General features: G+C 63.7%; 25 protein-coding genes. 14 read left to right on the top strand and 11 right to left on the bottom strand.

Annotation, left to right across the window (positions count from 1 at the left end):
* Positions 1 to 35: 35 nt before the first annotated feature.
* Complete coding sequence (gene merR, locus AC07XP_RS09215; protein WP_495264439.1) at positions 36 to 428, bottom strand: mercury resistance transcriptional regulator MerR; 393 nt, start codon at positions 426 to 428, stop codon at positions 36 to 38.
* A gap of 65 nt (positions 429 to 493) precedes the next feature.
* On the opposite strand from merR, the gene merC reads away from it, so the two are divergent.
* The 3 genes from merC (at position 494) to AC07XP_RS09230 (ending at position 3,619) form a co-directional block, all read left to right on the top strand.
* Positions 494 to 916 (top strand): organomercurial transporter MerC, encoded by a 423-nt coding sequence (gene merC / locus AC07XP_RS09220; RefSeq protein ID WP_495264440.1) that lies wholly within the window; start codon positions 494 to 496, stop codon positions 914 to 916.
* Positions 913 to 1,149, top strand: coding sequence for a GDCCVxC domain-containing (seleno)protein (locus AC07XP_RS09225; protein WP_495264441.1), 237 nt, complete (start codon positions 913 to 915; stop codon positions 1,147 to 1,149). Before merC ends, AC07XP_RS09225 begins: the two co-directional genes overlap by 4 nt.
* Before the next feature lie 874 nt (positions 1,150 to 2,023).
* Positions 2,024 to 3,619 (top strand): phospholipase D family protein, encoded by a 1,596-nt coding sequence (locus AC07XP_RS09230; RefSeq protein WP_495264442.1) that lies wholly within the window; start codon positions 2,024 to 2,026, stop codon positions 3,617 to 3,619.
* A gap of 139 nt (positions 3,620 to 3,758) precedes the next feature.
* Here the strand turns inward: AC07XP_RS09230 and AC07XP_RS09235 are convergent, their stop codons facing one another.
* From AC07XP_RS09235 to AC07XP_RS09265, 7 genes are all read right to left on the bottom strand, one after another.
* The gene (locus AC07XP_RS09235) at positions 3,759 to 4,052 is read right to left on the bottom strand and encodes a hypothetical protein (protein ID WP_495264443.1); all 294 of its coding nucleotides are present in this window, start codon (positions 4,050 to 4,052) and stop codon (positions 3,759 to 3,761) included.
* Between the two features lie 62 nt (positions 4,053 to 4,114).
* Positions 4,115 to 4,519, bottom strand: coding sequence for a hypothetical protein (locus AC07XP_RS09240; protein ID WP_495264444.1), 405 nt, complete (start codon positions 4,517 to 4,519; stop codon positions 4,115 to 4,117).
* The gene (locus AC07XP_RS09245) at positions 4,506 to 7,685 is read right to left on the bottom strand and encodes an efflux RND transporter permease subunit (protein ID WP_495264445.1); all 3,180 of its coding nucleotides are present in this window, start codon (positions 7,683 to 7,685) and stop codon (positions 4,506 to 4,508) included. Before AC07XP_RS09245 ends, AC07XP_RS09240 begins: the two co-directional genes overlap by 14 nt.
* The gene (locus AC07XP_RS09250; protein WP_495264446.1) at positions 7,682 to 9,409 is read right to left on the bottom strand and encodes an efflux RND transporter periplasmic adaptor subunit; all 1,728 of its coding nucleotides are present in this window, start codon (positions 9,407 to 9,409) and stop codon (positions 7,682 to 7,684) included. The genes AC07XP_RS09245 and AC07XP_RS09250 overlap by 4 nt, the downstream gene beginning before the upstream one ends.
* Positions 9,406 to 10,761, bottom strand: a complete 1,356-nt coding sequence (locus tag AC07XP_RS09255; protein WP_495264447.1) for a TolC family protein — start codon at positions 10,759 to 10,761, stop codon at positions 9,406 to 9,408. Before AC07XP_RS09255 ends, AC07XP_RS09250 begins: the two co-directional genes overlap by 4 nt.
* A 137-nt stretch (positions 10,762 to 10,898) precedes the next feature.
* Positions 10,899 to 11,345 carry a hypothetical protein gene (locus tag AC07XP_RS09260; RefSeq protein WP_495264448.1) on the bottom strand — a complete coding sequence of 149 codons (447 nt, stop codon included), beginning with the start codon at positions 11,343 to 11,345 and terminating at the stop codon, positions 10,899 to 10,901.
* A gap of 261 nt (positions 11,346 to 11,606) precedes the next feature.
* Positions 11,607 to 12,056 carry a hypothetical protein gene (locus AC07XP_RS09265; RefSeq protein WP_495264449.1) on the bottom strand — a complete coding sequence of 150 codons (450 nt, stop codon included), beginning with the start codon at positions 12,054 to 12,056 and terminating at the stop codon, positions 11,607 to 11,609.
* A 332-nt stretch (positions 12,057 to 12,388) separates the two neighbouring features.
* On the opposite strand from AC07XP_RS09265, the gene AC07XP_RS09270 reads away from it, so the two are divergent.
* From AC07XP_RS09270 to AC07XP_RS09295, 6 genes are all read left to right on the top strand, one after another.
* Complete coding sequence (locus tag AC07XP_RS09270) at positions 12,389 to 12,706, top strand: hypothetical protein (protein WP_495264450.1); 318 nt, start codon at positions 12,389 to 12,391, stop codon at positions 12,704 to 12,706.
* Between the two features lie 296 nt (positions 12,707 to 13,002).
* Positions 13,003 to 14,805 carry a copper resistance system multicopper oxidase gene (locus AC07XP_RS09275; RefSeq protein WP_495264451.1) on the top strand — a complete coding sequence of 601 codons (1,803 nt, stop codon included), beginning with the start codon at positions 13,003 to 13,005 and terminating at the stop codon, positions 14,803 to 14,805.
* Positions 14,802 to 15,956, top strand: a complete 1,155-nt coding sequence (locus AC07XP_RS09280; RefSeq protein ID WP_495264452.1) for a copper resistance protein B — start codon at positions 14,802 to 14,804, stop codon at positions 15,954 to 15,956. The genes AC07XP_RS09275 and AC07XP_RS09280 overlap by 4 nt, the downstream gene beginning before the upstream one ends.
* 12 nt (positions 15,957 to 15,968) lie before the next feature.
* A complete protein-coding gene (locus AC07XP_RS09285) occupies positions 15,969 to 16,508 on the top strand; it encodes a c-type cytochrome (protein ID WP_495264453.1) in 540 nt (179 codons plus the stop codon).
* A 339-nt stretch (positions 16,509 to 16,847) separates the two neighbouring features.
* Positions 16,848 to 17,186 carry a hypothetical protein gene (locus AC07XP_RS09290; protein WP_495264454.1) on the top strand — a complete coding sequence of 113 codons (339 nt, stop codon included), beginning with the start codon at positions 16,848 to 16,850 and terminating at the stop codon, positions 17,184 to 17,186.
* A 134-nt stretch (positions 17,187 to 17,320) separates the two neighbouring features.
* The gene (locus tag AC07XP_RS09295; RefSeq protein ID WP_495264455.1) at positions 17,321 to 17,650 is read left to right on the top strand and encodes a four-helix bundle copper-binding protein; all 330 of its coding nucleotides are present in this window, start codon (positions 17,321 to 17,323) and stop codon (positions 17,648 to 17,650) included.
* 178 nt (positions 17,651 to 17,828) lie between these two features.
* Here AC07XP_RS09295 and AC07XP_RS09300 read toward each other — a convergent pair whose 3' ends face one another.
* The 3 genes from AC07XP_RS09300 to AC07XP_RS09310 form a co-directional block, all read right to left on the bottom strand.
* The gene (locus AC07XP_RS09300; protein ID WP_495264456.1) at positions 17,829 to 19,091 is read right to left on the bottom strand and encodes a type II restriction enzyme NmeDI-related protein; all 1,263 of its coding nucleotides are present in this window, start codon (positions 19,089 to 19,091) and stop codon (positions 17,829 to 17,831) included.
* Positions 19,092 to 19,277: 186 nt separating this feature from the next.
* Positions 19,278 to 20,672, bottom strand: coding sequence for a heavy metal sensor histidine kinase (locus AC07XP_RS09305; RefSeq protein WP_495264457.1), 1,395 nt, complete (start codon positions 20,670 to 20,672; stop codon positions 19,278 to 19,280).
* Entirely contained in the window at positions 20,669 to 21,352 is a 684-nt protein-coding gene (locus AC07XP_RS09310; RefSeq protein WP_101494012.1) for a heavy metal response regulator transcription factor, read from the bottom strand. The genes AC07XP_RS09305 and AC07XP_RS09310 overlap by 4 nt, the downstream gene beginning before the upstream one ends.
* A 190-nt stretch (positions 21,353 to 21,542) precedes the next feature.
* On the opposite strand from AC07XP_RS09310, the gene AC07XP_RS09315 reads away from it, so the two are divergent.
* From AC07XP_RS09315 to AC07XP_RS09335, 5 genes are all read left to right on the top strand, one after another.
* The gene (locus AC07XP_RS09315) at positions 21,543 to 21,938 is read left to right on the top strand and encodes a hypothetical protein (protein ID WP_257862548.1); all 396 of its coding nucleotides are present in this window, start codon (positions 21,543 to 21,545) and stop codon (positions 21,936 to 21,938) included.
* Between the two features lie 67 nt (positions 21,939 to 22,005).
* A complete protein-coding gene (locus AC07XP_RS09320) occupies positions 22,006 to 22,431 on the top strand; it encodes a hypothetical protein (protein ID WP_495264458.1) in 426 nt (141 codons plus the stop codon).
* 116 nt (positions 22,432 to 22,547) lie between these two features.
* Complete coding sequence (locus AC07XP_RS09325) at positions 22,548 to 22,919, top strand: hypothetical protein (RefSeq protein WP_495264459.1); 372 nt, start codon at positions 22,548 to 22,550, stop codon at positions 22,917 to 22,919.
* Positions 22,916 to 24,340 (top strand): TolC family protein, encoded by a 1,425-nt coding sequence (locus AC07XP_RS09330; RefSeq protein WP_495264460.1) that lies wholly within the window; start codon positions 22,916 to 22,918, stop codon positions 24,338 to 24,340. The genes AC07XP_RS09325 and AC07XP_RS09330 overlap by 4 nt, the downstream gene beginning before the upstream one ends.
* Positions 24,341 to 24,376: 36 nt before the next feature.
* A complete protein-coding gene (locus AC07XP_RS09335) occupies positions 24,377 to 25,792 on the top strand; it encodes a multicopper oxidase family protein (RefSeq protein ID WP_495264461.1) in 1,416 nt (471 codons plus the stop codon).
* Positions 25,793 to 25,809 lie beyond the last annotated feature (17 nt).

A 25,809-nucleotide genomic window follows, 5' to 3' on the forward strand; every position in this document is an offset into this window, starting at 1 on the left:
ATTTTTGGCAGGAGACCTTTTGCCACCCGCAGAGCCTACTTTTCCAGCGCAGTGATCAATGGGCAGGATCCGCGTGTGCCATTCGCGCAGCAGTCGTCAATCAAGGTCGACAAGGCCGATTCGATGCGATGCAGATCCGCCAGCTTGGCACGCACGTCGGCGAGTTTTTGCTCTCCGAGCCGGCGGGCGTCGCTGCAATGGGCGCCATCTTCCAACGTCAGCAATCCAGCGACCTCGTCGAGGCTGAAACCTAAGCTCTGCGCAGACTTCACGAATCGAACTCTCGCCACATCTTTCTGGCTGTATCGCCGGATGCTGCCATAAGGCCGGTCCGGCTGCGGCAGCAAACCTTTGCGTTGATAGAAGCGGATGGTCTCCACATTCACCCCTGCGGCCTGAGCGAACGCGCCGATGGTTAGTTGATCCATGCCGCTTGACTCCGTACTTGACTACGGAAGTATTGTGGACCTTTCGGAAGACATGAGGACAGTCGATGGAATGGATCGCACGGATGGCCGACAAGGCCGGCGCCCTGGGCAGCATTGTCTCGGCCGCGGCATGCCCAGCATGTTTCCCTGCTCTGGCAAGCCTGGGAGCTGCGGCGGGCCTTGGCATCTTCAGCGGCTACGAAGGCCTGTTTCTCACCACACTGCTGCCGTTGTTCGCGAGCGTTGCCCTGGTGGCCAATGCCGTCGGCTGGTATCGCCATCGTCAATGGCATCGCGGCTTGATGGGCATGATCGGTCCAGCGATAGTGCTCGCGGCCATGCTGCTCTTCGTCGGCCAACGGTGGACCGCCGAGTTGCTGTACGCAGGGCTGGCTTTGATGATCGGCGTATCGCTGTGGGATCTTCTGTCGCCAACGCGCAAGAGACGCGGCAAGAATGGCTGCGTGGATGGGAGGGCGCACCGATGACGCGTAGACAAAGATTGCATGGCGCAATCAGTTTCGAGTCCGTATTGACATGCCCGAGCTGCGGCCACGCGAAGCGTGAGGAGATGCCTGTGGACGCCTGCCAGTTCTTCTACGAGTGCGAGAACTGCAAGATCTTGCTTCGCCCCAAATGCGGCGACTGCTGTGTGTTCTGCTCGTTCGGCTCGGCGAAATGCCCACCAATCCAAGCGCAGCAAGACTGCTGCAGTCCCTAGCGGACGCGTGCAACCTCGCGTTTCGCAGTCCCGCCGCGTCACTCTCCGGCTTCGTGGCGAGCCAGCCGGCAATCAATGTGGGCACCTGCTGAGGAAGCACCCCTCCTCACTCGTTGCTCAGCAGGTGCGCTCACGACTATCTTTCGCCGGACGGAATGGTGCCGTCTCGCATCGCCTGAAGGGTCTCTTTTCGGACTTCATCGCGCGTCTTCCCCGGACCGCTCTTGGCGACAGGCCATGGGGCGCCATAGCGGCTCGCCCATGTCCAGAACGGATGCTTCTGAGCGGCTTCGAGTTCTGCGGTGATCTGGGCCCGAGGTTTGGCCGGCCCTGCATGCTCGGGGTGGTAAACCACACCCGCTTCAGTTGGCGCGAAGTGGGACGGTTCCGCGTAGGTCGGGGGCGCGAGAATAACTGCGCTTACGACCATGGCGAGCGCTGAACCTATACGTTCTGACGACATGACACTCTCCTTTGACCGTGTGAGTGCATGCCGGGCTAAAAAGCCATGACAGCCCGGATGCTCTCGGTAGGCCGTCGGTTGATCTCCCTGTCGTCAGTCTAGAAATCCAATCCGTCGATGGCCGCACAGGCGGATTACAAATACTTCATCTGCCGTCGAACCCGAGTCCGCAGCGATCGAAGGCGGTATCGACTTCTCATGCCGCAAGCGCTTGGACGCACCTCTTCGCGCCCTATGGAACGCAGCGCATCATCATCTTGCTGGGGTCAAAGTGAGAGGAGTCAGCATCCGGGAGACGTTGCGCGTCTTTTCAGAGAACGCGGTCCGCGGTTGCCGAAACTCGGCTTAAATTCCTCGGCTTGCTCGATAACCGCGCTCTCCAACCTCACGTGCGCGACAAAACCGCTCGACATGAAGCAACAGATTTTGAACAGACTGACTCCCCTTTGGCGCGTTGTGATGGCGAGCATCTTGCTCGCCTTGTCCGGCTGCCTCGGGTTGCCTCCGTCGCCTCCGTCGTCGCCCACTCACACACTTGCCGCCTCGGCAGACGCGCCGCTGTCCAATGTCTTAGAAGCCTCACGCGCGGCGCAAGGAGCCAGTGGCTTTCGTTTGCTGCCCTCCGGGCCGGACGCGCTACAGGCACGCCTTGAGCTTGCGCGATTGGCCACGCGGTCGTTGGACCTGCAGTACTTCATCTTTCAATCCGACGCCACGGGTCGCGAGATGATGCGGGCCTTGCGAGACGCCGCGGCGCGGGGCGTTCGGGTGCGGCTGTTGATCGACGATCTGTACACACAGGGTCAGGACGAACTGCTGGCCTGCCTGGGCGCGCACGAGCGCGTCGAGGTGCGGCTTTTCAACCCGTTCGCGTTGAGGGAGGGCGGCGTGTTCGCTCGGTTCGCGGCATCGCCATTCTTCTTTGGGCGCTTGAATCACCGGATGCACAACAAGCTGTTCGTCGCCGATGCAGCCTGGGCGATCACCGGTGGGCGCAACATCGGCGACGAATATTTCACGCGCAATGACGCGGGCAACTTCATCGACCTGGATGTGCTGGCTGCGGGAAAAGTCGTCGGTGACATGTCTCGCCAGTTCGACCTTTACTGGAACAGCGCCGCCACCGTGCCCATCGAATACGTCGCCGCACGATCGGCGCCCGCGCACGCACTGCGCGATCGCTTCGAGGCGCTGACCCAGTCTGCATCGGCTCCGGCGCTGGCTGGTGCCGATGCACCCGACGCGCTGGGCCGCTCATCGGTGGCGAAGGAGTTCACTGCCGGCCGTGTGCATCTGGCGTGGGGCGACGGGGAATCCTACGCGGACCTGCCTGGCAAGGCACTTTCCGCATCACAGACCCAGGGAAGACAGGAGCATGGCTCCAACCTCGTGAGGCTCAACGCCTTGGAGCACATCCGTGCCGCGTCAGGGGAGATATTGCTCACTTCACCCTATTTCATTCCGGGCCGAGCCGGCGTGGACCTTCTCGCCGAAGCAGTTCGCCGGGGTGTCAAGGTCAGCGTGTTGACCAACTCACTCGCTTCAACCGATCAGCCGCTCGTACACGGGGCCTATCGGCGCTACAGACCAGCGCTCCTGGCGGCCGGTGTTGCGCTGTTCGAGTTGAGCCCGCAGCGCGCCGGACGCGAAGAGCAGCGCAAGCTCTTTGGACTGTCTGTGGGGGGACTGCATACCAAATCGCTGGTGATCGACAGAAAGGAGTTGTTCGTCGGCTCGATGAATTTCGACCCCCGCTCCGATCGCATCAACACCGAAAGCGCGTTGGCGATCCATGTTGCGGAAGTCGCCGAAGACGCTGCTCGTCTGGCTGCATTGTCCAAGATGCAGGCGGCGCATCAAGTGCGGTTGTCCGAAGGACAGGCGGTCGAGTGGACGACACCGGCCGGCGGCGAGGGGCCCGTTCATCCGGACGAACCCGAGGCGAAATTCTGGCAAAAGATCTGGTTGCTGCTCACCAGCGAATTCGCGCCGGAAAGCTTGCTGTAGTGAGCCAAATGGTCGGCAATGTGCTCTGCGAGAAAGCTCATTTTTGAGCTGAGACCCACGAAGACGCGTATGGCTTCGACCAACAGCGCTTGCGCTTCGGCGCCCGGAAGACGCGGGTCTGCGCCGGGCGCTCAAAGCACTACGAGGGCACGTTCTTGCATGCTCTCAACTGGGCTTCATGGCGGGCCCGGCGCTGGCGGTTTTCGCCCGGCGTAGTCAGTGCGCGTGGACCGTGGTCCAGCGGCAGCACGAGGGGCGGCGGCGGGCAGTTCGGCGAGCCTTTGCCTGAGAGCATGTCGGCGCGGCGCTCGGCGGCAGCCACCTGCTGGGCCTTGCGCGCCTTCTCGATGACCTGGAAATCGGGTCCCGCCAAAGCGGGCAAGGCGGCACCCAAGGTCAGCGCGCTGACAAGAATGAGGAATGACTTTTTCATGATGAACTCCTGGAATTGATCGGAAGGAAACAAACGCGAGCCGTGAAGCCCGCTGTCACCGATCAATCCAGCCACCGGCAGTACAGGATGCGCACTGGCAACCGTATGTACGGGCCTCCCGCGTCGAAATACTCCCTATCCGGTACCGGCGCCACATGCGCTGGCCACGCCGGGACCTCATGTTCGCGGCATTCACCACCAACCTCGTGCAGCGATGACGCCGGAGCGCTGTAGCACAGCGCGCAGGGCATGGCATCCATCGCCACAGGCATCGTGGTCAGGTCCATGACTGCGACAGCAACACGTCCCGCCGCGCCCGGAGCGACCGCACTTGCCGTCCGCCCGTCCTCCTGCGAAACAGGCATCGACGCCTGCGCCGCCGTACCGAACAAGGCCAGGAACAGGCACAGGAGCAACGCGGCGCTGAAAGGAGTGAACCGTCGTTGCGGGCGATCAGGCCGGGCCATGACCTTTTCTCCAGAACGCGCGGCGAGGTGCGTGCCGATCGCGAGGTTCGCGCGGCCGCCGCATCAGCAGGTACGCCGCGGGAATCACGAACATCGACAGCAACGGGGCCGTGATCATCCCGCCCACCATCGGCGCGGCAATGCGCTGCATCACCTCCGAGCCCGTGCCTGTTCCCCACATGATCGGGAACAGGCCCGCCAGGATGACCGCCACCGTCATGGCCTTGGGGCGCACGCGCAGCACCGCGCCTTCGCGGATCGCGTCCAGCAGGTCCGCGGTGCTCGTCTTGCCCTCGTCGATGCGCTCGTCCCAGGCGTGCTTCAGGTACAGCAGCATGATCACGCCGAACTCCGCCGACACACCTGCCAGCGCGATGAACCCGACCGCTCCCGCGACGGACAAGTTGTAGCTCAGCAGGTAGAGCAGCCAGATCCCCCCGACCAGCGCAAAGGGCAGCGCCGCCATGATCAACAGGGCTTCGTCGAAGCGCTTGAAGGTCAGGTACAGCAGCACGAAGATGATCAGCAGCGTGAACGGCACCACCACCTTCAGCTTTGCCGTGGCGCGCTCCAGAAACTCGAACTGGCCGGACCACGACACCGCGTAGCCCGGCGGGAGCTTGATCTCCTTCGCAACCACGCGCTGCATGTCCTGCACCGCCGAACGCAGGTCCCTGCCGCGAATGTCCACGTAGACCCAGCCCGACAGCCGCGCGTTCTCGCTGCGCAACATCGGTGGCCCGTCGGTGACGCGGATGTCCGCCACGTCGGAGAGCACGAGCCGCGCGCCGCGCTCGGTGACGATCGGCAAGGAGCGCAACTGCTCCAGGGAGCCGCGGATCTCGCGCGGGTACCGCACATTGATCGGGAAACGCTGCAGCCCTTCGACCGTCTCACCGATGTTCTCGCCGCCTACCGCCGAGGCGATGACCGATTGCACGTCGGCGATGTTCATGCCGAACCGCGATGCCTCGTCGCGCTTGATGTTCACGTCCACGTACCGGCCACCGGTAAGCCGCTCGGCCAGCGCGCTCGACACGCCCGGCACATCTTTGAGCACGCGCTCGATCTCGCCGGTGATGCGGTCGATGGTGGCAAGGTCGGTGCCCGCCACCTTCACGCCGACAGGGCTCTTGATGCCTGTGGCCAGCATGTCGATGCGGTTGCGGATCGGGGGCACCCAGATGTTGGTGAGACCCGGCACCTTGACGATGCGGTCGAGTTCCTCGACCAGCTTGTCCTGCGTCATGCCGGCACGCCACTGTTCCTGCGGCTTGAACTGGATGGTGGTCTCGAACATCTCCATCGGCGCCGGATCGGTCGCTGACTCGGCGCGCCCGGCCTTGCCGTAGACGCTCGCCACTTCGGGAACCGTCTTGATCAGCCGGTCGGTCTGCTGCAGCAACTCGCCGGCCTTGCCCGCCGAGAGGCCCGGCAATGCCGACGGCATGTAGAGCAGGTCGCCCTCGTCCAGGCGCGGCATGAATTCGCCGCCGATGTGCTGCAGCGGCCAGAGACTTAGCACCAGCACGACCACGGCGCCTACCAACGTCAGTTTGGGCCAGCGCAGCACCGCGTTCAGCAGCGGCCGGTAGACCGCGATGAGCAGCCGGTTCAACGGGTTGGTCTTCTCATCGGGAATCCTGCCGCGGATCAGATAGCCCATCAGCACCGGAATCAATGTCACCGAGAGTCCTGCTGCGGCGGCCATGGCGTAGGTCTTGGTGAAGGCCAGCGGCGAGAACATCCGCCCTTCCTGGGCCTCCAGCGTGAAGACCGGGATGAACGACAAGGTGATGATGAGCAGAGAGAAAAACAGCGCTGGGCCCACCTCGGCGGCCGAATCCGCGATCACGCGCCAGTGGGTTTCCCCGCGCAGCGTCTGATCAGGGTGATCGTGCTTCCACTTCTCGATGTGCTTGTGGGCGTTTTCGATCATCACCACCGCGGCATCCACCATCGCGCCGATGGCGATGGCAATGCCACCGAGCGACATGATGTTGGCATTGACGCCTTGGTAGCGCATCACGATGAAGGCCGCGAGGATGCCGATCGGCAGCGAGACGATCGCGACGAATGCGGAGCGCAGGTGGAACAGGAAGATGAAACACACCACCGCGACGACGATGAATTCCTCGAGTAGCTTGAAGCCGAGGTTCCGCACCGCGCGTTCGATCAGGTTGGAACGGTCGTAGGTCGGCACGATTTCCACACCTTTGGGCAGGCTGGCCTGCAGGGTCTGGAGCTTTTCCTTGACGGCGGTGATGGTCTCCAGTGCGTTCTTTCCCGAGCGCATCACGATCACGCCACCGACTGCTTCGCCTTCGCCATCGAGCTCGCCGATACCGCGGCGCATCTCCGGCCCGACCTGGATGCGCGCGACGTCGCCCAAGCGCACCGACACACCAGCGTCGGTCGTCATCAGCGGAATCTTGCGGAAATCCTCCAGCCCTTGAAGGTAGCCCGAAGCGCGCACCATGTATTCCGCCTCGCCGAGTTCGAGCACCGAGCCGCCGGTTTCCTGGTTGGCTTTCTGGATCGCCTCCACCGCCTTGGTGTGCGGGATCCGGTAGGCGGCGAGCTTCTCGGGATCGAGCACGACCTGGTACTGGCGCACCATGCCACCGATCGAGGCGACTTCGGCCACGTTGGGCACGGTCTTCAGTTCGTACTTGAGGAACCAGTCCTGCAAGGCGCGCAGCTGCGAGGCGTCCTGTGTGCCGCCGCGGTCGACCAGTGCGTACTGGTAGATCCACCCCACGCCAGTGGCGTCGGGCCCGAGCGAAGCCTTGGCCGCCGCCGGCAGGCGTGACTGCACCTGGTTCAGGTATTCCAGCACCCGCGAGCGCGCCCAATAGAGATCGGTGCCGTCCTCGAACAGCACATAGACGAACGAGTCCCCGAAGAAGGAATAGCCGCGGACCGTCTTCGCGCCCGGCACCGACAGCATGGTGGTGGTCAGCGGGTAGGTGATCTGGTTCTCGACAATGCGCGGTGCCTGGCCGGGATAGGTCGTGCGGATGATGACCTGGACGTCCGAGAGATCGGGCAGCGCGTCGAGCGGCGTGCGCAGAACGGAATACACGCCCCAGGCGCTGACCATCAGCGTCGCCAGCAGTACCAGGAAGCGGTTGGCGATGGACCACCGAATGAGCTTGGCGATCATGGCTTGCTTCCCGGGGGCGCGGGCGCAGTTGGCGTCGCGACTGGAGGGGCCTTGGGATTCGCAGCGGCGCTTGCCGCGGAAGCCGCTGCCATGGGCGTCACCCGGGTGAGCTGCGGAAGATCGTCCGTGTCGATGAAGAACTCGAAGCTCGCGCGGTCGCCGGGCTTCAGGGTGCCTGGAGCGCCGCCGGACGGCAGCTTGAACTCCATGGTCATTGCGCCCCACTTCATGGTCGGAATCGGACCGTGCGAGAAGGTCATCGCGTCCTTGGTGATGCTTTCCACTTTGCCTTCGCCCACGTGACTTGGCGCCCCTGCAGCCGGCGTGGCAGGAGCGGCCGTCGCCGCAGGCGTCGCTGTGCTGGGTGCGGCGTTCAGGCGCGCCTCGACACCCTTGAGGCTGGCCTCCGAGTCGATCAGGAACTGCGAGGACACCACGACACGCTGGCCTGCCTGCAACCCGCGCCTGATCTCGGTCTGGCCACCGGTTTCGAGGCCGATCTCGACGTCGACCGGCCGGAACCGGCCGTTGTCCTCCGCCAGCAGGACAACCGCGCGCTTGCCCGTCTGGATGACGGCTTCGGTCGGGATCAGCAGCGCCTTGTCGGCGCGCATGTCCGTGAACTGCATCGACACGAACATGCCGGGCACCAGCCTGCCGGTCGGATTGGCCAGCTCCAGCCGTGCCTTCAGGGTGCGCGTCGCCGGATTCACATCGGGAAGAATGGCCTGCACCTTGCCCTCGAAGGTCTCGCCGGGCGCGGCAGGCGTTCGGGCCTGCACCGGGGCGCCCAGTCGCACCAGGGTCGACTGGCTCTCGGGCACTTCGGCATTGGCCCAGACAGTGGCCAGGCCGTTGATGCGAAACAGCGTGGTGCCGGCGCTCACCGTCATGCCTTCGCGCGCGGCCAGCTCCGTGACGACACCGCCGATAGGCGCGACCAATGTGATGCGCGGTTGCGTGCGGCCGCTGCGGGCGACGAGTTCGATCTGCCCCTCGTTCATGCCGACCTGGCGCATGCGTTGGCGCGCGCCGTCGACCAGCGAGGCCAGATCGGTGCCGCGCATGCGCTGCACTGACAGGAACTCCTCCTGTGCCGCGATCCATTCTGGGACATAGAGCTCGGCCAGTGGCTGGCCTTTTTTCACGGGATCGAGCGTGGCGCGCACGTTCAGGCGCTCGACATACCCGGTTGCCCGGGCCTGCACGATGACCTGGTCGCGCTCGTTGAAGGCGATGCTGCCGACCGTGGTCACTTGCGGCGACACGGTGCCTTCGGAAACCAGAGCGGTTCGCACGCCCAGGTTCTGTTGCACGCGCGCACTCACCGTCACGTTGTTCTGATCGCCGTCACCGCCTGCGTAGACAGGCGACATCATCATGTCCATGAAGGGCGACTTGGCCGGCCTGTCGAACTTGTTTCCCGGCACCATGGGGTCGTGGTAGTAGAGGATCTTCTTGCCGTTGGTTGGGTCGTTGTCGCCGGCCTTGAGGCCTGCGGCGATGTGGCGCCGCGTCGCGTCTTCGCCGGTTTCGTTGGGGGAGGCTGCAGGAGTAGCCGTTGCGCTCGCTGAGGGTGCTGCCATTGCCGACTTGCCCTCGGAGGTGGCGGACGAGGAGCCCAAGCTCCTGCCGCGCTGTACCCCGAAGGTGTAGGCACCGAAGGCTGCTGCGGCAAGGACTGCGGTCGCGATCAGTCCCAGGAATAGAGGTCTTGTTTTCATTTATGTGGCTCCTTGGTCTCACTCATGGCTGCAGACGGGCCGGCGTTGAGCGCTGGATGGGTGGCGGGAATCAGGAATTCGAGCTGAGCCCAGAGCGCAGCGGTCTCCATCTCGAGGCGAAGGCGTTCCAGGCGCGTGTCGATCTCCATGCGTCGTGTCTCGAGTGCGGCGCTCAAAGTGCCAGCGCCGCCGCGATAGGCAGCCAGCACCGCCTGCGTGCGTTCGGCGGCGAGCGGGACGAGCGAGCTGTCGTACAGGGCGAGGCGCTTGCGATTGCTCTGCCACTGCTGCAACCACGAGAGCGCTTCGGCGGCACTCTCTCGCGTCGCTTCCTCGCGCTGGGCCTGCAGCTGCTCGACCGCCGCCAGCTTGGCCGCGAGCCCCCGATCCTGGCGATTCTTCTGGTCCAACTGCAGCGGGATCGACAGGTTCAGCGACACCATGTTCGAGTAGGCCGCCCCTCGCTGGCTGTACATCAGCTCGACACTCCAGTCGGAGCGCTTGTTGCTCTGCGCGATGTCGGCTTCCGCGCGCGCCACAGCTTCTTGCCGAGCCATCAACGCGATCTGCGGATGTTCACCGATCTGGGCCTCCAGATTGCGGGCGTCCAGGTGCACGGAGCCCAGCTCCGGGAGCACCATCGAGGGCTGGGGGGTGCCCGGCCCGACCCAGCGCGCCAGACGCGTCTGGGCCGTGGCGATCTGGCGCTCCTGCGCAAGGATGCGGTCGTCCAGTTGCGCCAGCGCGGAGCGCGCCGTGAACACATCGGCCTGCGTGCCGCGGCCACCGCGGTAGGCGGCGTCGGCGCCCTCGATCTGCAGGTTCAGCTCGGCGCGTTGGGTTTGCAGCAGTTCCCGCATCCGCCCTTGGTAGTAGCGATCAAGCCAGGCGGTCGCGGTGTCGCGCCGCAGGTTGGCCAAGGCCACGGCGCGGCCCGCTTCGGCGACCTCCGCTTCGCGGTCAAAGCGCGCCGCGCGGGCCTGGCGCTTGTCGGAGCGGGTGAATTCCTGCATCACGCCGATCGAACGCATCGTCATGAAGTCGCGCGTGAGGCTGAAGCGGTCGCTTCCGTTGACGGGCAGATTGCTGATGCCGGCCTTGAGCACGGGATCGGGCAGTTGCCCAGCGGCCACTGCCATGGCGCGTGCGGCGCCGGCGGCCGCGTCCTGCGCGACGAGCTGCCGCGAGCGCTCCTCGGCGAGCCGCAGCGCCGCGTCGAAGGTCAGCGTCTGTTGTGCGCGGGCGTTCAGGCCGATGGTGCTGGCGCACAGCGCCAGCGCTACCGCCAGAAGGCGAACGGGGCGGCGTGCGGATCGCACGATTGGTGCAGCCGGAAAAGGAATGGGGAACATGGAATCTCCTGACGAACCTGCGAGTAGGTTGCCGGGCCGCACCAGCGCGCCGAGCACAGTTCGACGAACACGGCAAGGCACGACCGATGCACCGTAGCGGCCCACAACGGGCCGTCGGCACCATGTCGGTCAGGAGATCAAGTTCGGTAGACGCAGTGCAGGATGGCGTGCGGCGGAGATGCCGCAACCAGTGCACTCAAGGAAGCCGCCGCAGGGCGCGGCGGGGATGCCGTCTCAGGCACCCAGGGGGTCATGGGATAGAGGGCCGACAGCAATACCGCGGGGACAATCAGTGTGGACGCATGGTCGCTTTGCTGGCCGTACTTGCAGTGCTCGGCGCACAGGTTGCTTGAAGCCGTGTCCGTCGCGCCGACCATGTCAGCACAGGGCGATCCTTGCATGGCCGAGTCACGGGCGTCGTCTGTTGCAGCGACAGCATCTTGCGCCATCGACATCCCGGCGGACGAACCACCCGCCTGCCCCGCGGAGAGCGCGGGGCAGGCGTAAGCGGCAATCGCCAACTGCGAGAACAGCAGCAGGCCGATCAGTCCGCGGGCCACCATCCGCACGAGTCCGCGTGTCATCGCTGCACCTGCGGCAATACCGATACGACAACACTTCCGACGCGAGGTGCGCCGGTGAGTCGTGTTCGGAGGTTTGCAGTGAAGAGCATGGGAGGATCCGTGGAACGCTGCAGATGGATCAGTGCTTGGGAAGTGGTTCCACGAATTCTAGGCCTGTTGCTCAGGAAGCGGGGCAAGCCGCAGCGACACACGCGGCTTGCTCTGGACGATAGCACCCTGATTGGCGCTCAGTGGCCTGTGGTCGCCCCACGGCCAGCTTGCTCAGCGGCGCACGGTTGCTGGCGTGTCCAGCAGTTGGCCCTGCTGGGTCAGGCGTTGCACCGGCGTGCCGAACTCCGGCTGCTCACCGCGCAAGCGCGCGTACTCGGCAGCCGCTTGTCTATACGCAGGGCGAGTCGTATCCGCACCCGCTTCACCGTTGGTGGCTGCGGCCAGGCCCGAGCGCATCCAGGCCAGCGTGTCCGCCTGGACCGTCGCACGGGAGTTGGAAGACACGCTCACGACGGCGCGTGGATTGCCTTCGGGGTAGCCTTGGTCCACCGAGCTCTGCAGCCAGCGCTGCGTATCCGCGGCCACAGCGTCACGGCTGGTGCTCGACGTCAGCGGCGCCGGGCGGGGATCGCCTTCGGCATAGTTGCCGGCCAGTGCGGGTCCGGCGATCGCGCCGAGCAGTGCGGCGAGGGTCAGGGAGGTCTTGAGAGAAGTCTTCATGATCGGTCCTTTGGCAGTGGAAGGGTTGGCATCTGCGGAAATGAACAGCGCTGTGGCTTGTCTCTTTCCGATGCATCAACTTTAGGCCGCGGGTCCGCGAGTTTCCGCACGCGCAGATTACAGCTTTGTCATCTGCACGCCCGTGCTCGACCGAACTCACGAACGAATCAGCTTTTATCTGACAGACGTCACTCGCCAGCGGCCAATCATTCGAGCAATAAATCGGGTCGGCCCCTCGACCAGATCACCAAGGCCGCTGCTGCATGTCCTGCATTCGGGTTTTGCTCCTTTGGGCACTCATACTTGCCGTACCTTTCCAAGGGTACGCAGCAGTGACCATGGCGTTCTGTGGCGCCGAGCACGAGGGGACTGCAGCGGCGCTGCAAGCAGATCCGCACCAGCACTCGAAGGCCTCGATGCCAGATTCCGTCGATTCGCACGACATGGACGCTGAGGACATGGCGCACCATGACGCCGATTCAGGCACTGCCCACAAATGCGGAAACTGCGGGGCCTGCCATGCGGTGGCCTTGATGCCCAATACCTCTATCGTCCGCGTCCAATATCTGCCGGCAGCGGATTTGGCAGAGCCTCGCTTCCTGCCCACCGCCTTCTTCCCACCCCTCCTCGAACGCCCGCCTCGGGCCTGAAGTGCCTGTTCGCCTTCGACCTCGCGGTCTGAGGCTGAGCGCTTCGCATCGCCGGTAGTCGCCTTCCCGTTCTCGGGCAGTCGCGACGCATTCCCGCCATGAATCTTCGAGGATCACATGCTCTATTCATCGAATCTCACCAAGACCGGGTCCACGCGCGTGGGTACTCCTTCAAGCGGAATCCCCTGCCAACGAAGACCTGGCATCAGGCCTCGCCGTTCGCGGCTCTCAGCGAAGCCGAGTGATCTTCGTGCCGCGGCTGGAGTCGGCGGAAATGAACCAAGGGAGGACGCACCATGAAGCCACAACAAAGCGGCATCGATCGCCGCAAATTCTTGATGGATCTGGGCTCTCGCAGCGTGATCGGAGGATTGGCACTGCCGCCTTCGCTGACTTGGGCTGCCGCTGCTGCGCCTAACAAACCCACGGAACTGCACGGGACTGAATTTGACCTTGAGATTGCAGAGACACCCGTCAACCTGACAGGACAGGCACGTATTGCGACAACGGTCAACGGTCAGATCCCGGCGCCGACGCTCAGATGGCGCGAAGGCGACACGGTCACACTGCGCGTGACCAATCGACTACCGGTCGCTAGTTCGATCCATTGGCACGGCATCCTGGTTCCTGCGGAAATGGATGGCGTGCCGGGCTTGAGCTTCAACGGTATCGCGCCCGGCGAAACCTTCGTCTATCGCTTTCCGGTCAAGCAGACCGGCACCTACTGGTATCACAGCCATTCCCGATTCCAGGAGCAAACGGGCCTGTACGGGCCTATCGTGATCGACGCCCGAGATGGCACTCGCTTCAGAACAGACCGCGAGCATGTGGTGCTGCTTTCGGACTGGACGGATGGCGTACCGGAAGAACTCTTCAGGAAGCTGAAGGTCATGAGCGGATTCTTCAACTTCAACCAACCCACGCTTGGCGACTTCAAGCGAGACATCGCCGAGATGGGTCTTCAAGGGGCGCTAGAGAAGCGAAAGATGTGGAATCGCATGCGCATGGTCCCGACCGACCTCGCGGATCTCACCGGTACGACCCAACTGCGCAGCGCTGCACGCTACCTTCTCAACGGCAAGACTGCCGATGACAACTGGACCGGCATCTTCAAACCTCGCGAGAAGGTGCGGCTGCGGTTCATCAACGGATCAGCCACGACCATCTTCGACGTTCGCATGCCGGGGCTGAAGATGAGCGTGGTCTCCGCAGACGGTCAGGACGTTCATCCCGTGACAGTGGATGAGTTTCGGATCTCTGTTGCCGAAACATATGACGTGATCGTTGAGCCCTCCGACGACAAGGCCTACACCCTCTTCGCGCAATCGATCGACAGGACCAATTTTGTGCGCGGCACGCTTGCGCCTCGCGTCGGAATGCAGGCCCCTGTCCCCGAGGTGGACAAGCCTGGTTGGCTGACGATGACCGACATGATGGGCGCCATGGGGTCGATGGATTCGGCCAAGGGCCAAGGCGGGATGGCCGGCATGCAGGAGATGGGGGATATGCAGGGCATGGACCACTCAAGCATGGCGGGAATGAAGATGGGTGGCGACGGCAAACCTGCAATGAAGCCACCCCGCGTGCGCCACGCCCGTACAGAGTACGGTCCGGGCGTGGACATGCACGTGGATATGCCGCGAACGAATCTTGAAGACCCGGGTATCAACCTTCGCGGCAACGGTCGGCGGGTATTGACCTATGCCGACCTTCACACGATCGGAGGACCGATTGATAGCCGGGAGCCCGGCCGCGACATCGAACTTCATCTCACCGGCAACATGGAGCGGTTCATGTGGTCGTTCGATGGGCAGAAGTTTTCCGAATCGAAGCCTGTGCACTTCCGTTTCGGCGAGCGGCTTCGATTGGTTCTTGTCAACGACACGATGATGAATCACCCGATTCATCTGCATGGAATGTGGGGCGAACTGGAATCTCCCACTGGCGAGTTTCTGGCTCGCAAGCACACGATCAATGTCCAGCCCGCTCAGCGCGTGACCTACCGTGTGACCGCGGACGCCATGGGGCGATGGGCTTATCACTGTCATCTGCTGTACCACATGGAAGCAGGCATGTTTCGCGAGGTGCACGTGTCATGAACCAGCTTCAGATCAAACTCATGCGCAGCAGCATGGCTGTTGCAATCGCATCGTCGTTTCTCTGTTTCACCGTTTCTGCAATTGCACAAAGCGATACGTCCAATCGCATGGACGACATGCCTGGGATGGGGGCGAACATGTCCGATCCCAAGGCAAAGGAAGGTTCATCCAACAAGGCTGCGCCGACGACACCGTCAAAAGAGCGCACCAAGAAGAAAGAGCCTCAATCCACCGCAGCGCCGATGGATCATGGACAGATGCAGGACATGCCCGGAATGAAGGGCGGCGGCTCCGACATGAAGGACATGCCCGGAATGAAGGGCGGCGGCTCCGACATGAAGGATATGCCCGGAATGAAGGGCGGCGGCTCCGACATGAAGGATATGCCCGGAATGAACATGGGGTCCACAAGCATGGGTTCCATGCAAGGCGGCAGCCCACCCCCCGATGCTCGTGACTCCGACGCTTATGCGGAGGGAATTCCGAAAATGGCCATGCCCGGGATGGACATGGCGGATGACGAGCGCTACGGGCAGGTGCTCGTCAACGAGTTGGAGTATGCAAAAGGTCGGGATGCCCGAGGCCAGAACCTCAACGTCGAGGCCTGGTACGGGGGCGACTACAACAAGCTTTGGATCAAAGCTGAGGGAGAGCGCCGTGCAGGCCGCCTTGATGCCTTCCGCACGGAAGCGCTCTGGGATCATGCCATCGCGACGTTCTGGAGCACGCAGCTGGGTGTGCGGCACGACAACGGCGGCGGAGGCCGCTCGCGCAGCTGGCTGGCGTTCGGTGTGCAAGGACTAGCTCCGTACTGGTTCGAGACCGAGGCGACTGCGTACGTGGGGTCAGGCGGAGCCCTCGCGGCGCGCCTCGAACTGCGCTATGAGTTGCTTCTGACCCAGAAATGGATTCTCCAGCCGAAGCTTGAGGCCAACTTCTATGGCAAGAACGATCCCCAGCGTGGCATCGGCTCCGGACTGTCCGACTTGGAGCTGGGGCTGCGTCTGCGCTACGAGGTGACAAGACAGTTCGCCCCCTACATCGGAGTGACCTGGACGAAGAAGTTCGGCAATACAGCGGCTTATGCAAGACAAGCAGGCGAACGCGTTCGAGACACGCAAATCGTGGCCGGCGTGAGGTTCTGGTTTTGACTGGAGCAAACCATGCCGAAACTGATAACAGCGATTCTTGTCGGGCTGGCTGTTGCCACCTTGATTGCCGTTGCAGGGCTTGCGGGGGTGGGGTGGGCAGGCAGCTACAACGTCGCCGCGGATGAGCCGCACTCGCGGCTCGTCGCCTCCGCCTTGACCTCAATTCGTGAGCGCTCCATCACTGCGCGCGCGCGAGGAATCATCGTGCCCGACCTCAGCGCACCGCAGATGGTGGCGGCCGGCGCTAAACAGTACGCGCAGATGTGCGTTCAATGCCACTTGGCGCCCGGCAAGGATGACTCCGATCTGCGCAGGGGCCTGAATCCGCAGCCACCCAACCTGTATTTGCATGGCGCTCATGATCCTGCGAGAGCGTTCTGGACGATCAAGCACGGCGTCAAGATGACAGGCATGCCAGCCTGGGGAAGCACGCATGACGACCAGGCCCTCTGGTCGATGGTGGCTTTCTTGCGGCGGCTGCCAGAGCTTTCTCCAGCAGAGTTCGAGCGACTCTCTGAGCAGTCACCGTCCCCTCACCAGGAGGCGCAATGACTTGGCTCACGCGTGAAGGCGCTGGCGCGCCCACCGCATCCACTGCTCCATGGCGCGCGACGCTCGGCGCTTGCCCTGCTGCGGAAGGTCGAAGTAGCAGGAATGAGCGAAGCCGCCAGTGCTGCGCCGAGAAAGGAGAACCTTGTATGCGTCCTCCCTGAACCTCGAAGCTCACGCGATTGTTTTCCGGCAATCGCGGGCGCGAGCGGACTACGCGACTGAATTGCTCGCGGACGGCTTTCGCAAAAACTCCATCCAGGTGTCGACTCCCCAGAAAGCTCGAAGGAGCGACAGATGTTTCATTTGCCGCAATGTTGGCAACGACTACCGGAGATTTTCATGTCAAACCAGAACCCATCCCCTCATGGCAAGCACTCGATTCTGAAAGGAACGCTCATCGGATTCGGCACCGCCATTCTGCTTTCGGGCACTGCCTATGCGCAAGACCATACGTCCGAAGCTGTTCCGCAAACGAACACGAAGCCACAGGTGGCCGCCGAAGCCAAGAAGGACACGAAGCCGATGGGGACCAAGCCGATCAAGGATGGCAGCACTGCCGAGGGCCAAGGATCAGGTGTGAAGAAGACGACCAAGCCAGAGGCAGCGGGCCAAGGAAAAGCGGCGGCTCGCGAGGCACGCCCGCACAAGGACCCTGGTCAGGGCGGCACACCGAAATAGCCACGATCCAACTGCATGCGGCCAGGTCGCAGTTGCGAAGGATGCGAGGACCGACCGCACATTCCCGGGCCGTTGAGTTTCGGCGGCCCATTTTTGTAGCCGGGTCACCGGCGTTCACTTCGAAGGAGTTCCAAATGTCACATGAGACCTATGCCGCCTGCATCGAAGCCTGCAACGGCTGTGCTATAGCCTGCAATCATTGCGCGTCGTCCTGTCTGAAAGAAGATAACGTCAAGATGATGGCAAGGTGCATCGCGCTTGACTTGGACTGCGCTGCCGCCTGCCATTTCGCTGCGGCCGCCATGGCCCGAGGCAGCGAACTTGCCAAGGAGATATGCGCACTCTGCGCGGATATATGCGACGCATGCGGCGAAGAGTGCGCGAAGCACAAGGAAGAACACTGCAAGGCTTGCGCCAGAGCCTGCAAGGAATGTGCCGCTGCTTGCAGAGCGATGTCGCAATGAAGGGGTGTGGCTGGCTGAGTCATGCAGGAGCCTTCCCGCAGGATTCAGTCGGTTCGATGCCCGCTTCATTGCTGCGGCACGGAAGGGGGGCGCCGTCCGCCACTCGGGAAGCCCGGAGACCAGGTCGGCGCGCCCCATGGTCTTTGAAAGCGCTCGCCAACAATGGCCTCAATCCGGATCACAGCAAGTGAGAGATCTCGTTCAACGGCCTCAGGCCCGAGCCGAACCGTCCGATCGCTTCACGATGCGTCCCGAGCTCGCTATAGGGCAGATATCGGATGCCGAGTTCGGCGACGCGCGAGAACGCCGGGCGGCGCAGCTGGAGCCGGACATCCTCGCGACGCGCATCGGGCGCCACCAGGAACATCGAAACGCCGGTGCCCAGCGCAGTGCCCAGTGCGAGGTCCAGCATTCGCACGATGCCCGAGTAAATGGAAGTCGAGTGCTCCACCTCGAAGGCTGCAGCGATTTTCGAACCGTCTGGCTCTACCCAGATGACGTCGATCAGGCGTACCGAGTCCAGGCCTGGCTGGGCGCCCGCGGGTAATTGCGTCAAGCAACCGTCGCCGAGCCGCCCCCCCGCGTACCCGCGTCCCTGGTCGTTCGAGGCGATCCAGACGCCGAAGCCGAGCGACTTGCCCAGATCGCGCAGCCATCCCTGGATTTGCGTGTGGGTTGCCTCGCTCTCGCGGTCCGCGGCCCAGCGCTTGTGAGCGGCCGCTGAATCTTCACGGACCTTCTCGAGGTCGGCCTCCCAGCCCTGAACGGCCGCGACGTCGTCGCTGCGCGGCGGCGCCGTGTACCGGCCCGAGCCGATGTCGAAGAGCAATCCGGCAAGCGCCCCCATGTCGTTGGACAACTGTTGACGGTGCTGTGTGTTCAGCCGGATGCAGCCCTCGCGCATGGATAGGTAGTGGTCCCACTTGCCGAGCTTGACGTTGCTGCCCGTGACGGCGTTGTAGCCTTTCACGATCGCGGTGTTGAACGGCATCACGATCGTGGGATGGACGAAGTACAGCAGGTTCGCCACGGCTGGCCCGAGGCCCTTGATCCGGTGCGCGTCGATGCGGCGGATGGCCTCGACCACCTCCTCGGCGTTGTCGCAGCAGTCGCAGGCATGCAGCAGTCGGGCGAAGGCTTGCTGATTGGCCGCGTTCTCGTAGATGTCGGGGATCCGCAGCTTGGGCTTCCAGAGAAACGCGTGGTCGGCGCCCTTGAAGATCTGGCGTTGCTCCGCCACCGACGCGACGACGGTTTCGAGCGAGGAGCCGCGAAACGCGCTGCCGAAGGTCCCTGCATCGATGTCCTTGACCACCTGGGCCAGACCCCGTCGGATGGAGCGGAAATTCTTCAGCCGCTCGTCCCACAGAAACCACGCGTTGTAGGTGCTCAATGAATCGGACTTCCAGTGACCGATGAGAACTTCAAGACCAAGGGACATGGGCGTGGAGGAGCGAAATGCGCAAGGCGCGACACCGTCAATTGAAGCACGGCCCGATCCGGTCAGGTCAGCGTTTCTCGCGGGATTCTCCGGCAGCCGTGTCGCAGCCTAATCCCGCAATGGGGTCTCATGAGGGCACAGGCGGCCCTGGTTCAGTGAAGCGCGCCGCATGCCGGGCAGCGCACATCAACTTTCTGGCGCTATCGAAAAGCCGATCTCGGTGACACCCGAGCGGGATGTAGCGCGGGTCTGGCCGCCATGCATTCGTGCGATGGCAGCCACGATCGCCAAGCCGAGCCCGTGATGTTCCGATGAATCGGTGCGGGACCGCTCTGCCCGGAAGAACCGCTTGAAAAGATTGGGCAACACCTCGGCGGCGACCGGTTCACCGCGATTGGCAACCTTGATCCAGATCCCGTCGGGCTGGGTGTCGATCACCACCGCGATCGTGGAGCCGGGCGTCGCATAGCGGCTCGCGTTGCTCAATAGATTCGACAGCGCACGGCGCACCAGCCCGGCATCAATCCCGATGCGCGCGTCGCCGCTCACATGCACCTTCAAACCTGCGTCTTCCAACGTGGCTTCGTGAAAATCCAGCACCGTTCGCACCTGGTCGGCCAGACTGACCGGCGCGGATCGGCGCGCCACCGTACCGCGGTCCGCCTTCGACAGGAAGAGCATGTCGATCACGATCGCGGAGACCCGTCTCGCTTCTTCCAGCGCCGACAGCAAGGCGTCTCGCAGTTCCTCGATCGATCGCGGCCGGGCCAACTCGACTTCGACCATCCCGATCAGGTTGGCCAGCGGCGTGCGCAGTTCATGCGCCACATCCGCGTTGAAGGATTCCAGCTGCTGATAGGCCTGTTCGGCGCGATCGAGCACCGCATTGAACTGCGCCACCCACGGCGTGATCTCGGAGGCATACGGGGCGGGATCGATGCGTCGCCCCGGATGCTCTGGCCCGGTCGCGGCAGTCTGCTGAACGAGCTTCTTCAATGGCTGCATCCCCCGACGCACCAGCAAGGCGCCGGTCAGCGAGATGACTGCCGAGCCGAGGACGACCGCCCCGACGAGCGTCCAAGCCAGCCGAGCCAGAATCTTGGCGTCCTCCCGGACATCGATGCCAAGCTGTAGTTGCATCGCAGCGCCGCCTGACGGCATCGCTTGCTCCTGCATGGGCATCCAAATCCAACGACCCGAGGTCCGAGCCGGCGTGGACGAATAGACGATCTCATTGCCACGGCGCAACACCAGGCTGATCTCAGCATGGGTCGAGAAGAAGTCGTCCAGCTTGTGGCGCAGTCCGTCGCGACCTGGGTCATCGCGAGATTCCTGGATCAGGTGCTTGATCAGTTCGGACTGGCGCTCGAATTCGCTGGCCTGCTTGACCTGGAAGCTCCACGCGGTGACGGCATAGATCGCCAGACACACCAGACTCAGACCGATCAAGGCCTGGGCTGCAAACCAGCGCGACAGTGCGGTCTGGATGGACCCAGTGCCCTGCGCGCGCCGCTGCGGCGGCACTGCCACGGTGTCGGTGGCCGGTCTCAGCTCTTGCGCCTCGGTCTTGGCAGCGCTCACGGGATGCCGCCTTGCCGGCTCTCCAGCACATATCCCATGCCGCGTACCGTGTGCAGCAGCTTCTCCTCGAAAGGATCGTCGATCTTGCTGCGCAGCCGCCGGATGGCCACTTCCACGATGTTGGTGTCGCTGTCGAAATTGATGTCCCACACCTGCTCGGCCAACTGGGTGCGCGACAGCACGTTGCCCTGGCGGCGCATGAGCAAGGTCAACAGTGCGAACTCCTTGGCCGTGAGGTCAAGCCGTTGCCCGTTGCGGGAGGCCCTGCGTGCGACCACGTCGAGGTGCAGGTCCTTCAACGCGTAGTTGGACACCTCATGCAACTTGCCGCGGCGCAGCAGTGCCTGGATCCGGGCGAGCAGCTCCGAGAACGCGAAGGGCTTGGCAAGGTAGTCGTCCGCACCGCTTTGAAGTCCGCGCACGCGGTCCGCCACTTCGTCGCGCGCCGTGAGCATCAGCACCGGCATGGATTTGATCTTGCGCACGGCCTCCAGCACGGCGAATCCGTCGATTCCCGGCAGCATCACGTCGAGTACCACCAAGTCGTAGTCGCCGTCGAGCGCCAGGGCGCGGCCCTCGAGACCAGAGCGCGCCAAGTCCACCACGAAGCCGCTCTCAGTAAGGCCTTTGACAAGGTAGTCGCCGAGCTTGTGCTCGTCTTCAATGACCAGTATGCGCATTGCCAAATGCTACGGCGTGGGGTCACACGTGTGGATTACTTCTTTGTAATCCACGTGGCGGGTGATTGGCGGACTGGCTTCCTAGAGTCATTGCATGCCAGCCAGTTGACTGGCATCGCCGGCTCGGTGGTCGTGCCGACGCGTTCAGTGCAGCTCGCGAAGTCGAGCAATTCGTTGAAGGAGACCTATCATGAAGAACCGTCAGATCCTCTCGCTCGCACTTGCCGTTGGCGCAGGCGCTGCATTTGTTGCGCCGTTTGCAGCCTACGCGGAAGGCCCGTCCCACTTTGCGCCCAACGAAGCCGGCGTGGTCTATCACCCAGGTGAAGCGGGGCAGGCCAAATCCCAGGCCCAGGTATCCGCTGAACTCGCGGACGCGCAGAAAACCCCTGCCGGGGCCAGCATGCTGCGCTGGGGGTCGATGAGTACGCCCAAGGTCGGAGCCGCCAAGTCGCGCGCCGAAGTGGTGGCCGAACTGGAAGCCGCGCAGAAGCAACCCAACTGGGATGCCGCAGCAAGGCTCGGTGCGCCCTTGCCAGCGCCCAGAGGTGATGCGAGCAAGGCCCGCGCACAAGCGCAGCCCTGAGGGTTGTGCACGAAACTGGATGTCCATACAGGCCACCTGACACACTGCTCCATTTAGAATTCGCCGCATGCACCGGGTTCGCCTGTTCATCCTTTGGATCATGATGTTCGCCGTGCCCTTCCAGGGGTACGCGGCGGCAGCCATGGTCTTTTGCGGACCTGGTCACGCCGGTGCGGCGGCCGAAGTGTCGCTCGCACAGCCCGGCGCACACGACCATGCCCGCCACGCTCATGCGGATGGGCACGGCGAACACGAGCACAAGGCGGATCAGGCCGCCAAGCCTCCCGTTAAGGACAGCACCGCCAAGACGGCGAGTGCCGAGCCTGATGCGATGCACAAGTGCGGCACCTGCGGCGCGTGCCATGCCACGGCGCTGACCAGCACGATGGACGTGGCCGTCTTCCACGACCTTCCCAAAGCCGACCTGGCGGAGCCTGCCATCACGGTGGCCACGCTCGCTCCGCGCGTTCTCGACAAACCTCCTCGCGTTTAACGCGTTCGTGCGCCTGTGACGCTCGTCACGGGCCGCCGCGAACGCTCATGCATCGCCTGCGTCATGCCTTTTCGGGCAGCTCTGACGTACTCCGTTCATGAACTTGCGAGGACTCCATGTTCCATTCATCGCCGACCCGTTGGTTGGCAGCTTTTCCCGCCCTGGCTGCGTTCGCCGCTTTAGGGGCCCTGAGTGCCACTGTTGCGGTGGCTCAGCCCGCGCCCGCGAAGTCTGCTGAGGCCGCAGCGCCCACCGTCCTGACCTTTCGGTCCGCGCTCGAGGGCTACCAGCCCTTCGCCGACGAAAAGCCCATTCCCTGGAAAGAAGCCAACGAGACGGTCTACCGCCGCGGTGGCTGGCAGGCTTACGCCAAGGAAGCCTCAGGCTCTGGCGCGGGCGAGGCCGATTCGCCCAAGGGCGCAGCTACCGCGCCAGCCGCGCAGCCAGGCCATTCGATGCCCATGCCTGCGAAGAAGGAGAAGCCATGAAGCGCGTCCTTCGTTTGACAGCCATTGCCGTTGCGACGGCAGTCCTCGCCGGATGCGCCTCCGTCAGCATCGACGACGCCCTGAGCGACACGAATACCAATGCCCAGCAGTTCACTGGCGGAAAACTCGAACTCAGCCGGACCCAGGAGCAGCGCGACCGCCGCGCAGCGCTGTCACAGGAACTGCTCGCCAAACCGCTGTCGCAGAGTGACGCGGTGCAGCTTGCGCTGGCCAACAGCCCATCTGTCCAGGCCCTGATCGCCCAGAGCTGGGGCGACATCGCCGCGACCAACCAGAGCAGCAGGCTACCGAACCCGATCCTCTCGTTCGCACGAACCCGCCTGAACAGCGAGCTCGAGCTTGAGCGCCTGTTGTCGTTCGGGCTGGTGGATCTCATCCTGTTGCCACAACGCCTGTCGATCTCCAGGAGCCAGGCGGCCCAAGCCAAAGTCCAACTGACCGGCGCCGTGGTCGACCAGGTCACGCAGGTAAAACAGGCTTGGGTCCGCGCGGTCGCAGCACAGCAGTCGCTGAAGTATGCCGAGCAGGTCAACAAGTCGGCTCAGGCCAGCGCCGAACTCGCGCGCCGGATGCAGCTCATCGGGAATTTCTCCAAGCTACAGCGTGCACGCCAACAGGTTTTCTACGCCGACGCGACGACCCAGCTCGCCTCGGCACAGCACGCCACCACCGCTGCGCGCGAAGAGTTGGTTCGTGTCCTGGGGTTGAACGATGAGCAGGCCACCAAACTGACCTTGCCCGAACGTTTGCCAGACCTGCCCAAGGCCCCTCGCGAAGCGAAGGAAGTCGCGGCAACCGCGACCGAACAGCGACTGGATGTCCAGCTGGCACGCGCCCAACTGGATGTCGCGGGCAAATCGCAAGGCATCAACCTGCTGTCCACCTTCATCGACGTCGAGGTGGGCGGTCGGCGTGACACCGTGTTCGACAACGCGGAAAACACAAAGAGCACCCGCCGGGGCTTCGAGCTCGACATCCGCCTACCTCTGTTCGACTGGGGATCGGCGCAGCGCGACATGTTGAACGCGCAGTCGCTGGCCGCGGCCAACCGCTACGACGCCACCGTGCGCGGCGCCTCTTCGCAGTTGCGTGAGGGGTACTCGGCCTACCGCACGGCCTACGACATCGCGCGGCACTACCGCGACGAAATCGTCCCGCTGCGCCAGGCCATGGCCGACGAGAACGTGCTTCGCTACAACGGCATGCTGATCGGGGTTTTCGAGCTGTTGGCCGAAGCGCGTGACCAGATCGCCAGCGTGACCAACGCAATTAACGCCCAGCAGCAGTTCTGGCTGGCCGATGCCGCGCTGGCGGCTTCTGTGATGGGCAAGCCCACGTCCGCAGGGGCCTCGATGGCCAGCTCGGGCGGCGAAGGCGCCTCCGCTGGTGCGGCGCACTGAGCCCGCCCTCCGAGTTCTCCAACCGATTTGAACGACATGACAAACAGACGCAATTTCCTGAGCGGTGCGGGTGCCATCACGGGCGCCATCGCCGCGGCCAGCGTGAGCAAGGTGGCGATGGCCGCGCTGCCCGAGCCTGTGCTCCAGACCACGCCCAATACGATGCCACCGCTGATGCCTTCGAGCGGACGCCCCTACAACCCCGTGGTCACGCTCAACGGCTGGACCTTGCCTTGGCGCATGAACAACGGCGTCAAGGAATTCCACCTGGTGGCCGAACCCGTGGTGCGCGAAATGGCGCCCGGCTTCAAGGCCAACCTGTGGGGCTACAACGGCCAGTCGCCCGGCCCGACCATCGAGGTGGTGGAAGGTGACCGCGTGCGCATCTTCGTGACCAACAAGCTGCCCGAGCACACCAGCATCCACTGGCACGGTCAGCGCCTGCCCAACGGCATGGACGGCGTTGTCGGGTTGAATCAGCCACCCATCAACCCAGGCAAAACCTTCGTCTACGAGTTTGTCGCGCGCCGTCCCGGCACCTTCATGTACCACCCGCATGCGGACGAGATGACGCAGATGGCCATGGGCATGATGGGCTTCTGGGTCACGCACCCGAAGGCCGAGCACCCGCTGATCGAGAAGGTCGACCGCGACTTCGTGTTCCTGCTCAACGCCTACGACGTGGAGCCCGGCAGCGCCACGCCCAAGATCATGACGATGCTGGACTTCAACCTGTGGTCCTGGAACAGCCGGATCTTTCCCGGCATCGATTCGCTCAACGTGCGGCTCAACGACAAGGTGCGCATCCGCATCGGCAACCTCACGATGACCAACCACCCGATGCACCTGCACGGGCACGAGTTCCTGGTCACGGGCACCGACGGCGGCCCGACGCCCAAGACATCGCGCCAGTACGAGGTGACCACCGACGTGGCTGTCGGCCAGATGCGCCAGATCGAGTTCCTGGCCGACGAGGAAGGCGACTGGGCCTTCCACTGCCACAAGAGCCATCACACGATGAACGCCATGGGCCACGACGTGCCGACCATGATCGGCCTGGACCACAAGGACGTGGCCAAGCAGATCACAAGCCTGGTGCCGGACTACATGGTCATGGGCGAGCGCGGCATGGCCGACATGGCCGAGATGGAAATGCCCATTCCCGACAACACCGCGCGAATGATGACCGGCGAAGGCCCGTTCGGTTCGGTCGAGATGGGCGGCATGTTCAGCATGGTCAAGGTCCGCAAAAACCAGAAGGCCGGCGATTACTCGAATCCCGGCTGGTTCAAGCACCCGAAGGGCACGGTCGCCTACGAACTGGATGGCCCGCCGCCCGAGACCTCGCGCCAACGCGGTGCCGGCGCAGCCGCGATGCCTGCGCAGAACATGCCCGCCAAGAACATCGAAGTCCAGATCCGCAAGCCCGGCAGCGGACATTCGAATCACTAGTTTTCTCACCTCCGTTC

It is taken from the genome of Variovorax sp. GW531-E2, assembly GCF_059423125.1.

Bases quoted from the DNA above. Each gene is read 5' to 3' on its own strand.
- merR (WP_495264439.1), bottom strand. From the start codon at position 428: ATGGATCAACTAACCATCGGCGCGTTCGCTCAGGCCGCAGGGGTGAAT.
- merC (WP_495264440.1), top strand. From the start codon at position 494: ATGGAATGGATCGCACGGATGGCCGACAAGGCCGGCGCCCTGGGCAGC.
- AC07XP_RS09225 (WP_495264441.1), top strand. From the start codon at position 913: ATGACGCGTAGACAAAGATTGCATGGCGCAATCAGTTTCGAGTCCGTA.
- AC07XP_RS09230 (WP_495264442.1), top strand. From the start codon at position 2,024: ATGAAGCAACAGATTTTGAACAGACTGACTCCCCTTTGGCGCGTTGTG.
- AC07XP_RS09235 (WP_495264443.1), bottom strand. From the start codon at position 4,052: ATGAAAAAGTCATTCCTCATTCTTGTCAGCGCGCTGACCTTGGGTGCC.
- AC07XP_RS09240 (WP_495264444.1), bottom strand. From the start codon at position 4,519: ATGGCCCGGCCTGATCGCCCGCAACGACGGTTCACTCCTTTCAGCGCC.
- AC07XP_RS09245 (WP_495264445.1), bottom strand. From the start codon at position 7,685: ATGATCGCCAAGCTCATTCGGTGGTCCATCGCCAACCGCTTCCTGGTA.
- AC07XP_RS09250 (WP_495264446.1), bottom strand. From the start codon at position 9,409: ATGAAAACAAGACCTCTATTCCTGGGACTGATCGCGACCGCAGTCCTT.
- AC07XP_RS09255 (WP_495264447.1), bottom strand. From the start codon at position 10,761: ATGTTCCCCATTCCTTTTCCGGCTGCACCAATCGTGCGATCCGCACGC.
- AC07XP_RS09260 (WP_495264448.1), bottom strand. From the start codon at position 11,345: ATGACACGCGGACTCGTGCGGATGGTGGCCCGCGGACTGATCGGCCTG.
- AC07XP_RS09265 (WP_495264449.1), bottom strand. From the start codon at position 12,056: ATGAAGACTTCTCTCAAGACCTCCCTGACCCTCGCCGCACTGCTCGGC.
- AC07XP_RS09275 (WP_495264451.1), top strand. From the start codon at position 13,003: ATGAAGCCACAACAAAGCGGCATCGATCGCCGCAAATTCTTGATGGAT.
- AC07XP_RS09280 (WP_495264452.1), top strand. From the start codon at position 14,802: ATGAACCAGCTTCAGATCAAACTCATGCGCAGCAGCATGGCTGTTGCA.
- AC07XP_RS09285 (WP_495264453.1), top strand. From the start codon at position 15,969: ATGCCGAAACTGATAACAGCGATTCTTGTCGGGCTGGCTGTTGCCACC.
- AC07XP_RS09290 (WP_495264454.1), top strand. From the start codon at position 16,848: ATGTCAAACCAGAACCCATCCCCTCATGGCAAGCACTCGATTCTGAAA.
- AC07XP_RS09295 (WP_495264455.1), top strand. From the start codon at position 17,321: ATGTCACATGAGACCTATGCCGCCTGCATCGAAGCCTGCAACGGCTGT.
- AC07XP_RS09300 (WP_495264456.1), bottom strand. From the start codon at position 19,091: ATGTCCCTTGGTCTTGAAGTTCTCATCGGTCACTGGAAGTCCGATTCA.
- AC07XP_RS09310 (WP_101494012.1), bottom strand. From the start codon at position 21,352: ATGCGCATACTGGTCATTGAAGACGAGCACAAGCTCGGCGACTACCTT.
- AC07XP_RS09315 (WP_257862548.1), top strand. From the start codon at position 21,543: ATGAAGAACCGTCAGATCCTCTCGCTCGCACTTGCCGTTGGCGCAGGC.
- AC07XP_RS09320 (WP_495264458.1), top strand. From the start codon at position 22,006: ATGCACCGGGTTCGCCTGTTCATCCTTTGGATCATGATGTTCGCCGTG.
- AC07XP_RS09325 (WP_495264459.1), top strand. From the start codon at position 22,548: ATGTTCCATTCATCGCCGACCCGTTGGTTGGCAGCTTTTCCCGCCCTG.
- AC07XP_RS09330 (WP_495264460.1), top strand. From the start codon at position 22,916: ATGAAGCGCGTCCTTCGTTTGACAGCCATTGCCGTTGCGACGGCAGTC.
- AC07XP_RS09335 (WP_495264461.1), top strand. From the start codon at position 24,377: ATGACAAACAGACGCAATTTCCTGAGCGGTGCGGGTGCCATCACGGGC.